Origin of the sequence: Actinomadura sediminis (assembly GCF_042675525.1) — a bacterium.
GTDB classification, from domain to species: domain Bacteria; phylum Actinomycetota; class Actinomycetes; order Streptosporangiales; family Streptosporangiaceae; genus Spirillospora; species Spirillospora sediminis.
The window spans coordinates 1-12,344 of sequence record NZ_JBHTJA010000046.1; the positions used below are offsets into that span (position 1 = coordinate 1).

General features: G+C 73.5%; 11 protein-coding genes. 3 read left to right on the forward strand and 8 right to left on the reverse strand.

The genetic code is table 11. The annotated features are described in order from the left end of the window. The 6 genes from ACFQ11_RS21540 to ACFQ11_RS21565 form a co-directional block, all read right to left on the reverse strand. Nucleotides 1–1,001: SseB family protein (locus ACFQ11_RS21540; protein ID WP_378301338.1), on the reverse strand; the 1,001-nt coding region annotated here is incomplete at its 3' end. A gap of 88 nt (nucleotides 1,002–1,089) precedes the next feature. Next, nucleotides 1,090–2,292 carry an SseB family protein gene (locus ACFQ11_RS21545; protein WP_378301340.1) on the reverse strand — a complete coding sequence of 401 codons (1,203 nt, stop codon included), beginning with the start codon at nucleotides 2,290–2,292 and terminating at the stop codon, nucleotides 1,090–1,092. Between the two features lie 98 nt (nucleotides 2,293–2,390). Next, entirely contained in the window at nucleotides 2,391–3,923 is a 1,533-nt protein-coding gene (locus ACFQ11_RS21550; RefSeq protein ID WP_378301452.1) for a hypothetical protein, read from the reverse strand. Nucleotides 3,924–4,073: 150 nt separating this feature from the next. Then, complete coding sequence (locus ACFQ11_RS21555; protein WP_378301342.1) at nucleotides 4,074–4,322, reverse strand: hypothetical protein; 249 nt, start codon at nucleotides 4,320–4,322, stop codon at nucleotides 4,074–4,076. 154 nt (nucleotides 4,323–4,476) lie between these two features. Then, nucleotides 4,477–5,175 (reverse strand): cytochrome b/b6 domain-containing protein, encoded by a 699-nt coding sequence (locus ACFQ11_RS21560; RefSeq protein ID WP_378301344.1) that lies wholly within the window; start codon nucleotides 5,173–5,175, stop codon nucleotides 4,477–4,479. A gap of 67 nt (nucleotides 5,176–5,242) precedes the next feature. Then, on the reverse strand, nucleotides 5,243–5,947 hold the full coding sequence (locus ACFQ11_RS21565; protein WP_378301346.1) for a molybdopterin-dependent oxidoreductase: 705 nt from the start codon (nucleotides 5,945–5,947) through the stop codon (nucleotides 5,243–5,245). Between the two features lie 84 nt (nucleotides 5,948–6,031). Here ACFQ11_RS21565 and ACFQ11_RS21570 point away from each other — a divergent pair, with 84 nt between their 5' ends. From ACFQ11_RS21570 to ACFQ11_RS21580, 3 genes are all read left to right on the forward strand, one after another. Next, nucleotides 6,032–6,622: an HhH-GPD-type base excision DNA repair protein gene (locus tag ACFQ11_RS21570; protein WP_378301348.1), complete on the forward strand. Its 591-nt coding sequence runs from the start codon at nucleotides 6,032–6,034 to the stop codon at nucleotides 6,620–6,622. Between the two features lie 396 nt (nucleotides 6,623–7,018). Further along, entirely contained in the window at nucleotides 7,019–9,145 is a 2,127-nt protein-coding gene (locus tag ACFQ11_RS21575) for a SpoIIE family protein phosphatase (protein WP_378301350.1), read from the forward strand. A gap of 265 nt (nucleotides 9,146–9,410) precedes the next feature. Then, on the forward strand, nucleotides 9,411–11,042 hold the full coding sequence (locus tag ACFQ11_RS21580; RefSeq protein WP_378301352.1) for an RNA polymerase sigma factor: 1,632 nt from the start codon (nucleotides 9,411–9,413) through the stop codon (nucleotides 11,040–11,042). Between the two features lie 147 nt (nucleotides 11,043–11,189). On the opposite strand, the gene ACFQ11_RS21585 is transcribed toward ACFQ11_RS21580, so the two are convergent. Together ACFQ11_RS21585 and ACFQ11_RS21590 are read right to left on the reverse strand one after the other, a co-directional pair. Then, nucleotides 11,190–11,933 (reverse strand): YaaA family protein, encoded by a 744-nt coding sequence (locus ACFQ11_RS21585; protein WP_378301354.1) that lies wholly within the window; start codon nucleotides 11,931–11,933, stop codon nucleotides 11,190–11,192. A gap of 144 nt (nucleotides 11,934–12,077) precedes the next feature. Further along, nucleotides 12,078–12,308 (reverse strand): DUF7455 domain-containing protein, encoded by a 231-nt coding sequence (locus ACFQ11_RS21590; protein ID WP_378301356.1) that lies wholly within the window; start codon nucleotides 12,306–12,308, stop codon nucleotides 12,078–12,080. Between the last annotated feature and the right edge of the window lie 36 nt (nucleotides 12,309–12,344).

Below are 12,344 nucleotides of genomic sequence, written 5' to 3' on the forward strand. Positions count from 1 at the left end.
GTGGCGCCGGGTGGGCCGCGGAGCGGGCACGGCGGCGCGCCGGGGGCTTCGGGCGGTGGGGCCTGGGTGGGCACGGGATCGGCGGGGGTCTCGCGGGAGGCGCGGCGGCGGCCGGGCTTGCGGGTGCGGCGGGACGGGCGCGGGGGGTCGGGGCGTTCGGGCTCGAACAGGGCGTTGGCGTCCAGGTACGAGGCGCTGGGCAGGCCCGGGTTGACGGCGAGCTGCCAGCGGGGGTTCGGCCAGTGGCGGGCGAGGCGGGCGAGGGACGCCTCCCGGTGGTGGACGGCCTGGCCCTGCAGGGATCGCTCCATCGCCTCGGGGGAGGTGAACGCCAGGATGAAGGTCCCGTCGCCGAACTGGGCGGTCGCGTACTGCGGGTCGGCGGCGCCGGCGTCGCCGGGGGCCGGGAGGTAGAGGGTGGCGCGGGCCAGGAGCTCGAGGTACCCGCGCTGGTCGCCGCGTTCGCGGGCGTCGGCGAGGGCGGTCTCCAGGGCCGAGCCGGACGGGCGTTCGGCGGGGCGCTCGCCGCCGTCGGGGAGCGCGACGGGGATGCCGAGGCCCGGGAGGGCGAGGGGGCCGCCGTCCTTGCCGATGCGGGCGGCCTGGTAGACGAGTTCGAGCGGGGAGTCGATGCCGTAGACGTCGCGGAACGCGCCGACCATGCGGCCCGCGAGCATCGCGCAGGCTTCGAGGCGTTCGGCGGCGGCGCGGCCGTCGCGGTCGCGGCGGCCCGGTTCGCGGACGTCGAAGTGGTCCCACCAGTTGCGGCGCCGCGCGTCGTCCGGGGGTTCCCAGCCGAGCGACCGGAGGCGGCGTTCCTGCAGGTGGCCGAGGGGGCGGGGGAGGAAGGCGCTGCCGACGGCCTCGGCGTCCACGCCCTCGTCGCCGCGCATCGCCTGCACGTAGGGCATGCCGGACGGCGCCTGCACGATGATGAACGACCCAACGGGGAGCCGGGAGAGTTCCAGGGTCAGCCGTTTGGCGAAGTCGTTCCAGTCCAACTCGGGTCCACTCTCACGTCCGTGGGGGCGGGGACCGCCGTACCCGGCGGTAGTAAGACGTTAGCGGAATGCCGCGCCGCGCGGACCGTCAGTCGGAGCGGGGCGCGGGCACGGCGTCGGCGCGGGCGGGCGCCCATACGCCGCCGATGGCGTCGTAGACGGCCACCGGGGCCTGGTCGTTGGCGCCGTTCCACCGCCAGAGCCGGGTGCCGTGCGGCGGCCGGATCGGGACGCCCGCGGGTTCGGCGACGCGGGGCGGCGCGCCGAGCGGTTCCGGTTCGGGCACGGCGTCGAAGTAGGGGGTGCCGGCGTCGAGGGCCTTCTGCAGGTCCTCGACGGAGTAGGCGTCGATCGTCGTCTGCGGGACCTCCTGCTCGCCGTTCACCGACGGCGAGCCGTGCTCGGCGCTGAGCCGGGCGAGCGCGGTGACGTCGAGGAGGACCTCGCTCGGCAGCCCCGCGTTGATCGCGAGCTGCCAGGACGGGTCGGGCCAGCCGGCCGACAGCGCGGCGAAGGACGTCCGCCGGTACAGGCCGGGGTGGCGGTCGCCGGTGCGGGCGAGGGCGCCGGGGGAGGTGAACACGGTGACGTAGGTGCCGGTGCCGATGGTGACCGTGGGCAGTTCGGCGCGGTCGGGGTCCTCCACGGCGGGCCCGGTGGCGGGCAGGACGAGGTCGGCGCGGCCCAGCAGCGAGAAGTACGCGCCGTGGTCGCCGCGCTCCTTGGCCTCGGCGAGGAGGGGCTCCAGCCCGTCGGAGTCGGCGCCCAGCAGCCCCCCGGCCGGGGGGACGGCGCCCGCGGACGCCTCCACCGCGGCGTCGGGGTACGCGTCGCGGCGCCGGGTGACCCGGGACGGGTCGGCGATGTCGATGCCGAAGCCGGGCAGTTCGATCAGCCCGGTGCCGTGCCGGTGGAACGACTCGTACACCAGCTCGGACGGGCGCCGCACGCCCTGGACGTCCCGCAGCGCGGTGACCATCACGTCGGCGAGGCGGGCGAAGTCGCCGGGCAGGCCGCCGCCGGGCAGCTCGGTCCACCAGTTGCGGGGGGCCGGGTCGGCGGGCGGCCGCCAGCCGGCCTCGCTCATGACCTCCTCGTCGGCGGGCGTGAGCAGCAGCGGGCCGACGAGGAAGTTGTTGCTGACGGCCTCGGCGTACAGCCGGTCGGGCTCGCGCATGGCCTGGACGTAGTGCCGGCTCTCGTCCCGCTCGCGCACGATGAGGATCGTGTCCCGTTCGAGCGCCGCCAGCTCGCGCGCCAGCCGCCGGCCGAACTCGGACCACTCCAACAAGATCACTCCCTACGGCCGGGGGCCGGTCTCTCGCCCCCTGGAGACCGTGCCCGGAAACCGATGATTGTCGCAGGGGCCGCCGCGCGCAAACCGGCGCGTCACCCCGGCGGGGGTTCGTGACGCAGCCCACGCAGGGCGTCGCGGAGGGCCCGCGGGTCGCCGTCGTGGTCGTCCAGGACGTCGATGAGGCGGTGCAGGATCTCGTGCCGCGGCCAGCCGTCGTCCAGGAGGGCCTGGGCGGTCTCCCACAGTTCGGGCGGGTCGCCGTCCCAGAGCCGGGCGGTGACGCGCTCGTGGGCGTCGAGGTGCTCGTCGCCCGCGCTGGGATGCTCGAACTCGAGGATCACGCGGCGGTCGTCCGGGTCGGACGGGTCGAGGGCCGACAGGTCGATCGCGCCGTGCCGTCCCGAGCTGCGGTGGGTGCCGGTCAGGAACGGCAGCGCGAACGCGCGGCGGGGCAGCGCCTCGAGGTCGCCGTCGGGCAGCAGGCGGCCGACGATCTCGCGGTCGAGGCCGAACACGGACGGGTCGCGGTAGGCGTCGGCGAACGTCGCGGTGGCGTCCCAGACGGCGTCCAGGGTCGCGCGGACGCCCTCCTCGGGCAGGCCGGTGCGCCGCCCCGCCCACCGCACCCACGCGGCCAGCACGTGCGGTGCGGCCTCCTGCTCGCTCGGGGACAGCAGGACCTTGCGCGGCAGCCAGTCGAGCAGGAACATCTCGCACTTGACGGGGCTGACCCGCAGCGGGCGGCCGAAGTCGTGCGCGCAGCCGTACTCGATGATCCGGTCGACGCAGCGGCTCGCGGCGGAGCGGTCGGAGAGCTCCTCGGCCTCGTCGGACGCGAGGAACCGCGCGGCGAGCGTGGCGCGCCGGTCCCGCCCGTACACCGGGGGCTGCGGGAGCCGCCCGCCGGGCGGGAGGATCCCGGCGCGCGCGCGGACGAACGCGTGGTACGACCCGAAGTTGTCGTTCACGGGCGGGTCGTCGACGGCGTCGGTGAGTTCGAGGGCGCTCTGCAGCAGTGCCTTGGTGTCGCGGGGGTCGAGCTGCTCGAACCGCATCAGCGGGTTGTCGCGGCCCTCCGTGCGGCAGTGGTCGAGGAGCTTGTCGACCCGCGACGACACCCACGCGTCCCGGACCATCCCGCACGCGGGCGGGCGTCCGCGGCGCGCGCCCGGCGCCTCGCCCGGGTCCGGGACGGTCTCGGCCTTCGTCCGGTCGACCAGGACGACGAGCGCGTGCCGTTCGGCGTCGCCGTAGGAGTAGACGCAGACGATCGAGTCCTGGTCGCCGTAGACGTCGCGGGACACGAAGCACTGCTCGGGCGTCACCGTCCCGACCCGGTCGGCCCAGCCGGGACGGGCGACGCCGCGCCGCATCAGCCCGAGGGCGGCGCGCTCGGCCAGTGCGGCCTGCCGGGGCGTGCCCAGGTAGGCGACGCCGGTCAGCAGGGCGAGCGCGGCGGGCGTCGCGGCCCGTTCGGCGTGCCCGATCAGGGCCTCGCCGATGACCTCCTCGACGTCGCCGCCGGGCACGCGGTGCCCCCACCACGACCCGAGGATCTCGCTGACGATCAGCTCGGCGTCCAGGGGGCTGCGGACGGCCAGCAGTTCGCGGGCGTGGTGGAGCATGCCGTCGAAGATCTCCGCGACCTCGCCGGAGGGCGCGTGCTGCGCCGGTTCCCCGGGGGAGCGGTGGCGGCTGCGGGGAGTCACGCCCCTAGCTTGTCAGATTCCGGGCGGCCGGTCTCCGGAACGCGGAGGCGGTTCGGCGGAGTCGGTTCAGCCGTCGGCGCCGCCCGGGAGACGTCCCGAGGGAGGCTCGGATTTCAGCATGCCCGTGAGGTGCTCGCGCGCCATCCGCTCGACGCGATGCGGCGTGGGCTCGAGACCGAGGTGGGACATGCGGGCCTGGACGTCCGCCACGCAGCGGTGCACGGCGTCCGGGGAGACGTTCGCGAACTCGTCCGAGAGCCGGCGGGCGAGCGCGTCGCTCCGGTGACCGGCCAGTGCAGGCAACTGTGCAGGCATCTGCGCACACCTCCGCGCACGGGGTTCCGGCGGACGGGGACGGCCCGCCGGGCGAGGCGCGGCGCGCACCGGCCGCCCGCGCCGATCACCTGCGCGCGGTCGACCCGCCCACACCTTGCCTCGATGTCCCATTCCAGCCTTTTTGCGGGGAGAGTCAAGGCATGCCGGGTGGTCGTTTCGCAAATTCTGGACCGGCTCGCGGGCGTTCCGCGCCGCGCCCGGCGTCCGCCCGCCCCGCCGGGTCGTTCACGGCCGCGTCCGCCCAGCCCGCGTGGTGGCGCCGCGCCCAGCCGAGGTCGGCGCGCCCGGTGCGCATCGCGGTGAGCGCTCCCCGGTCCCCGAACGCCATCCACAGGTGCCCGGCCGTGACCGCGAGGACGATCAGGAACAGCCAGTCGTGGACGAACGTCGCGCCCGTCCGCCACTCGTCCGGCCACGGCCCCGGGAACGTGAGGATCTCCCCGGTCGCGAGCATGAGCAGGATCGCGCCGGCGGTGAACGCCGCGTTGAGCTTCTGGCCCGCGTTGAACTTCCCCACCGGCAGGATCCCGCGCCCGCCGCGCACGTCCCGGCGGTCGCGGCGCCGCAGCCACTCCCAGTCGTGCGGGGCGAACCTGTTCAGCCGCCGGACGTCCGCCCGGAAGGCCCGCGACAGCAGACCGAGCACGATGGGCACGGGCAGAGCGAAACCGCACCACACGTGAACGGTCTTGACCGTCTCCCGACGCCCCACGAGCGTCGTCAGGAACGGGAAGTACAGCAGCGCCGCCGTCACCAGGCACACCAGCATCAGCAGGGCGGTCGCGTGATGAACGGACCGTTCCGCCCTGGTGAACCGCATGAGCCACTGCACGGACGACCCGTCCGAACCCGGCCCGCGCGGGTTCGGCTCAGGCCGGGGCGGCTCAGGCCGGGGCGGCTCAGGTGGGGACATCGTCGCGCCCGTTCGACCGCCCCACCCAGGCGTCGATGTCGTACCCGCGTTTCTCCCAGTAACCCGGTTCGACCTCCTCGGTCAATTCGATGCCGTCCAGCCACTTGAGGGACTTGTAGCCGTACATGGGCGCGACGTAAAGGCGCGTGGGCCCGCCGTGGTCGTGCGTGACCGGCTTGCCCTCCATCTGCGTCGCGACCAGGACGTCCCGGCGGCGCGCCTGCTCCAGCGTCAGCGACTCGGTGTAGACCCCGTCGAACGACGTGAACCGCACCGCGCGCGCCCGCGGCGACACCCCGACCGCGTCCAGCAGGTCGGGCAGCGCGACGCCCGCCCACCGCACGTCCGCGACCCGCCATCCCGTCACGCACTGGAAGTCGCGGGTGAGGGCCGTCTGGCGCAGCCGCGCGAGATCCGCCATCCGGAACGTCCTGGGCCGCGCCACCAGCCCGCCGACGCGCAGCCGGTACGCCGCGGCGGTGCGCCGGTCGACGCTCGGTGTCACCGAGTAGTAACGAAAACCGCCCGCCGCGGGCAGGACGTTCTGGATCGTCCCGACGGGCGCCAGGGCCTGGCTCACCCTGTCCTGCAGGGAGGCGCCCACCGCCACCCCCGCCGCGCCGAGCCCCAGCATGCCCAGGACGATCCGTCGCCCGACCGGTGCGCCTTCTTCCGCATCCTCCTCGTTCACGCCCCCCATTAAGGCAGCACGGTCCGGGCGCGAACAGGCCCGTGCCGCCGCCCGTAAGAGTTCCGACAGATCTAAGCTGAGGGCATGGCCACGAAGGTTCATCTCGCACAGCGGCCCGAGGCCGACGAACTGCTGGGGCGCAGCCCGCTCGCCGCGCTCATCGGCATGCTCCTCGACCAGCAGGTGCCGATGGAATGGGCGTTCTCCGGCCCCTACACCATCATGGAGCGCCTCGGCGCGGACGACCTGGACGCCGGCGAGATCGCCGCCTGCGACCCCGAGCGGTTCGCCGCGCTGCTCTCGGAGAAACCGGCCGTCCACCGGTACCCGGGGTCGATGGCCAAACGCGTCCAGCAACTGTGCCGGTACCTCGTGGAGCACTACGACGGGGACGCCGAGCGGCTGTGGACGGACGTCGCCGACGGTAAAGAACTGTTCAAGCGATTGAACGCCCTCCCCGGCTACGGCAAGCAGAAGGCGCAGATCTTCGTGGCGCTCCTCGGCAAGCAGTACGGGGTCCGCCCGGACGGCTGGCGCGAGGCCGCAGGCGACTACGGAGAAGAAGGCGCGCGCCGCTCCGTCGCCGACATCACCGGGCCCGACTCGCTGGCCGAGGTCCGCGCGTTCAAGCAGCAGATGAAGGCCGCGGCCAAGGCCGCGAAGGCGTCCGGATAGGGCCCGGCGGACGGGCGGGCGCCGCGCGCCCCCGCGGACTCGCCGAAGGACCCGAGATCCCATCGTTCGGCGCGCGCGCACCGTAACATCTCCTACTCGCCGATCCGATGGAGCGCCGCCGGCGTGCCGCGGGCCGGCGGCCCGAGCCCGAGGAGGTCGCCCATGGCCGGAGGACGACGATGTCGCCGGGGGTTCCGTAGGCGGCGAACCATCGGGATGATGAGTACCTGACTCCGACCGGTGTTGTGATGGAGGCGGGAGCGCTAACCTGCTCCCATTCACTCATAGTGATGAAAACTTGCCGCGCGGTACGGGATCTTCGGGGCGGAGGTGGTGTCCGTGAGCACTGAGACGTCCGTCCCGCATCCCCGCGTTTCAGGGGTGGAGGAGCAGCCCATGGATGCGTCCGACGCCGCGCTCTACGCGACCCTGCTGAAGGAGGCCCCCGGCGGGCTCGCCTTCTACGACGCCGACCTGCGCTGCCGCCGGGCCAGCGACGGGCTCGCCGCCCTGCTCGGCCGGCCCGTCCGCGACCTGCAGCAGCACCGCCCCGCCGAGTGCCTGCCCGAGCCGCTGGCGACCGCGTTCGAGACGGCGCTGCGCACCGTCCTCGCCGAAGGCCGCCCGCTGGACGACGAACTGGTCGTCCCGGCGCCGGACGCCGCGCCCGCCGCCGAACCCGCGGCGGCCGCGGAGGCCGCCGGCGGGGCCGTGGACGCGCCGCCCGCCGCGGCCGTCGGCGAGCGGGTCCTCGCCTGCACCTGGGTGCCCGCGCGCGGCCCCGGCGGCGAACGTCCCGGCGGCGAGCCGTCCGGCGTCGTCCTCACCGTCCTGGACGTCACCGAGCGCCGCCGCGCCGAGGAGATCGTCCGCCGCAAGGAGCAGCGCTACCGCTCGCTCGTCGAGGCCGGGGAGCAGGTCGTCTGGGTGGCCGCCGCGGACGGCCGGGTCCTCGACGACGCGCCCGAGTGGCGCGCGATCACCGGCCAGGCGCCCGACGAGTACGCCGAGGGCGGCTGGCTGTCGGTCGTCCACCCCGAGGACCGTCCCCGCATCGAGGCGATCTGGGCGGGGGCCGTCGAGGAGAACCGCGTCTTCGAGACGAACTACCGCATCCGCACCAAGAGCGGCGCCTACCGGCACTTCGACGTCCGTGCCGTGCCGATCTGGGAGGGCGGCGCGGTCATCGAGTGGGTCGGCGCCAACACCGACGTCACCGGGCAGCGCGAGGCCGAGGAGATGCGCGGCCGGCTGACCGAGCAGCTGTCGGCCGCCGCGCTGCGCACCGCCCGGCTCCAGCAGGCCACCTCGATGCTCGCCGAGGCGCTCACCGTCTCCCAGGTCGTCCAGGTGATCACCGAGGTGGGGCGGTCGGCGATCGGCGCCGACTACTCCGCCGTCGCGCTGCTGGACGACGACAAGCTGCGGCTCAGCATCGTCACGCCGTCCCAGCCGGGCGCCGAGGACGACGCCGGGCACGACCACGCCGCGGAGATCAAGGTCAGCGACCAGACGGTCATGTCGATCGCGGTGCGGGAGGGACGGCCGTTCCTGGCCGAGCACCCCGACAGCCTCCGCCTCCAGCTCGGCCGCGACGAGAAGGGGCTGTTCGCCCGGCACACCGAGGAGCGCGCCTGGGTGGGCCTGCCGCTGCTCGCCGCGGGCGCCCCGATCGGCGCGCTGCGGTTCTCCTTCACCCGCCCCCGCGAGATCACCGAGGAGGAGCGGGTCTTCCTGGAGGCCCTCGCCGGCCAGTGCGCCCTGGCCGTGGAGCGGGCGCTGCTGTTCGAGCGCGAGCACAAGACCGCGGAGGAGCTCCAGCGCAGCCTGCTGCCGAGCGACCTGCCGCAGCTGCCCGGCATGGTGCTCGCCGCGCGCTACAACCCGGCGACGCGCCACGTGCAGGTCGGCGGCGACTGGTACGACGTGTTCCGGCTGCCCGACGACCGGCTCGCCGTCGCGGTCGGCGACGTCATGGGCAAGGGCGTCCTCGCCGCGGCCGGCATGGGCCGGGTCCGCAACGCGCTCCGCGCCCTCGCGCTCAACGACGCCCGCCCGGCCGCCGTCCTCGCCGGGCTCGACCGGCTGTTCAGCGCCACCGAGGACGAGGAGCAGTTCACGACCGTCGCGTACGCCGTCATCGACCCCGAGACCGGGCGCGGCGCGTTCAGCAACGCCGGGCACCCGCCGCCCCTCCTGATCTCGCCGGACGCGCCCGCGAAGGTCAGCGAGGAGGAGGCCGGGACGCCGCTCGGCTGGCCCAGCCCGAGAGAGCAGACAAGTTTTTCCATCGAAACCGGCAACACTGTCGTCTTCTATTCCGATGGACTTGTGGAGAACCGTAGACGTGGGGTGCACGCAGGTCTGGAGGAGCTGGTCGCCGTGGCCGAGGACGCCCCACCCGAAGTGGTAGGAGATCCCGAGAGACTCGTCGACTTCCTGGTCGATCGGATGCTTGCCGGATACGAGCAGGTAGACGATGTGACCGTGCTCGCCCTGCACGTCCCGCCCAAGCCCGCGTGAGATCGTCCGGACGCGACGCGAAGACGTCACGAAGACGGAGCCGTACGTACGAAGGACCGCCCCGCGCCCTCTAAGGTGGAGAGTTACCGGGTAGGACATCAGAGGCGGAAAGCGCAGCAGTACCGGAATGCTCGACCCAGTGAGAGCAGGTACGCTGCGGTCCGCACCGGAGGTCCCGCCCAGTGTGAGGTCCCACGCCGTGTGAGGCCGGGCCCGTCAGGGCACTTGGGTATATCCAAGCCACACGTTCGTTCGAGAGGTATTTGTGTCGCCTGCTAGCTCGACCTCGAAAGCGTCAGATCTGCACGATCACGTCATCGCGCAACTGATCGAGCGTGGACGGTCCCAGGGAAATCGCCTCGATGCCGACGACATCCGCCGCACGTTCGAGGAAGCCGACATTCCGGTGTCGGCGGGCCGTGACATCCTGCGGAGCGTCAGCAAGGAGGGTGTGATCGTCATGGTGAGCGCTGCCGACTCCGCGGCGCCCAAGCGTTCGCGCAAGCGCGCGGCGCCCGCGACGCGCCGGCCCCGGACGGCCGCCGCGGCCAAGGAGCAGCCCGACACGGTGACCGCCGTCGTCGGCGACGCCGAGGCCGAGGCCCCCGAGGCCGAGCGCCCGGCCCCGCCGGCGCCCGCCAAGCCGGCCGCCAAGCAGGCGAAGCCGAAGAAGGCCGCCGCCAAGACCAAGAAGGCCGCGGCGGCCCCCAAGAAGGCCGCCGCCAAGACCCCGGCGAAGAAGGCCGGCGAGGACGCCGAGCTCGAGGAAGACGTCGACGTCGAACTCGAGGACATGGGCGACGACCTCGAGGTCGAGCTCGTCGACGCCGCCGCCGACGCCGAGGAGACGCCGGAGGTCGAGGAGGAGGAGCCCGCGAAGGCTCCCGCCGCCAAGGCCGGCGCCGCGCCCTCGTCCGACGAGGAGGGCTTCACCCTCAGCGACGACGAGGAGGACGCCCCGGCGCAGCAGATCGCCGCCGCCGGCGCGACCGCCGACCCCGTCAAGGACTACCTCAAGCAGATCGGCAAGGTCCCCCTGCTGAACGCCGAGCAGGAGGTGGAGCTCGCCAAGCGGATCGAGGCCGGGCTCTTCGCCGAGGAGCGGCTCGCCGCCGACGGCCCCGCCCTCTCCGAGGAGGACCTCGAAGACTACGAGTGGATCGCCGAGGACGGGCGCCGCGCCAAGAACCACCTGCTGGAGGCCAACCTCCGGCTCGTGGTGTCGCTGGCCAAGCGCTACACCGGCCGCGGCATGCTGTTCCTGGACCTGATCCAGGAGGGCAACCTCGGTCTCATCCGCGCCGTCGAGAAGTTCGACTACACCAAGGGCTACAAGTTCTCCACGTACGCCACCTGGTGGATCCGGCAGGCGATCACCCGCGCGATGGCCGACCAGGCCCGCACCATCCGCATCCCGGTGCACATGGTCGAGGTCATCAACAAGCTGGCGCGCGTCCAGCGGCAGATGCTCCAGGACCTGGGCCGCGAGCCCACCCCGGAGGAGCTGGCCAAGGAACTCGACATGACCCCGGAGAAGGTCGTCGAGGTGCAGAAGTACGGCCGTGAGCCGATCTCCCTGCACACTCCGCTGGGCGAGGACGGCGACAGCGAGTTCGGCGACCTCATCGAGGACTCCGAGGCGATCGTCCCGGCCGACGCGGTCAGCTTCACCCTCCTGCAGGAGCAGCTCCACTCGGTGCTGGACACCCTCAGCGAGCGCGAGGCCGGGGTGGTCTCGATGCGGTTCGGCCTCACCGACGGCCAGCCGAAGACGCTCGACGAGATCGGCAAGGTGTACGGCGTCACCCGCGAGCGCATCCGCCAGATCGAGTCCAAGACGATGTCGAAGCTGCGTCACCCGTCCCGCTCCCAGGTCCTGCGCGACTACCTGGACTGACGACCACCCGGACTGACCCGAGTCGGCCCTGCGAAGGCCCCGCCGCGCGGCGGGGCCCTCTCGCATGCCCGGAATCATCCGCGGCCCGCCCGTCTCGCCCGGGCGACGGGCCCGCCGCCGCGTGCCCGGCCGGGGCCGGGCCGCCCGTCAGTCGTGCAGGACGACGTCCAGGGCGCCGTCGTTGAGCTCGGCCGTGTGGCCGAGGTCGACGACGGCCTTGAGCAGCTCCTCCGGGGTTCGCGGGTCGGCGCCGGCGGCGAGGAGGTCGTGGGCGATCTTCCCGCGGGTCGCCTTGGCCATGTGGCTGACCACCGACCGCCTGGGCGCGCCGCCGATGATCCGCTCCCGGAACACCCGTACCGCCACGGCCGGCCGCGGAGCCTTCCACACCGAGGCGTAGGGCCCGGACCGCATGTCGACGACGAGGCCGTCGCCGAGGGTGAGGGCGTCCCGCATGGCGGGACGCCACAGGGCGGCGAGGCGGCCCTCGGGCGGCAGCGACACCGCCATCGCGAGCCGGTAGGGCGGGACGCGGTCGGTGAGGCGGAGGGCGCCCCACAACCCGGAGAACACGATGATCCGGTCGGCGGCGGCGCGCTCGTCCAGGCTCGGAAGGTCCAGGTTGTCGTACAGGACGCCGGTGTAGAGGCGCGCGACGGGCAGCGCGGGGGCCTCGCGGAGCGCGCGGTTGCGGGCGAGGGCCTCGTCCTTCTGCCCGGCGGGGAGGCCGAGGACGTCGGCGGCGTCGTCGCGCCCGCAGGTCTCGCCGAGCGCCGCCAGGACGCGTTCGCGCACGGGGTTGAGGCCGGGGAAGCTCAGCGTTCCGAGGTCGAGCGGCGGACCGTCTCCCGCGGTGGCCTTCTTCTCCGACGGCGGCAGCAGAATATGCACGTTCCTCCTGAAAGGCGAGACGACGCCCCCCACGATAATCGCATATGGTGATCAGTCAATTACACTAAGTGCTCGACTGGGAAAGGTGAACGGCGGCCACCGTCTCCGGTGACCGCCGTCCTCGGGTCGTTTCTATGGACAGGCCTACCGCTCGTCCTCGCGAGCCGCAGCCGGGGTTTCGTTGAGCCTGTCGGTCTCGTCCTGAATGTCGGCCCCATTGGCGCGAAGCGCCTCTCCGTACTTGCGTCCGTGGTGGGCGCAGAACAGAAGGTCGCCGCCGCCTACAAGGACTGCACGGACGTAGGCCTGGGCGCCGCAGCGGTCGCATCGGTCGGCGACGGTCAGCGGCTTGGTCGGGGCAAGGGCTCCAGTCACGGCACCTTCCTCATGCTCGGGGTCGGTACTTAGGAG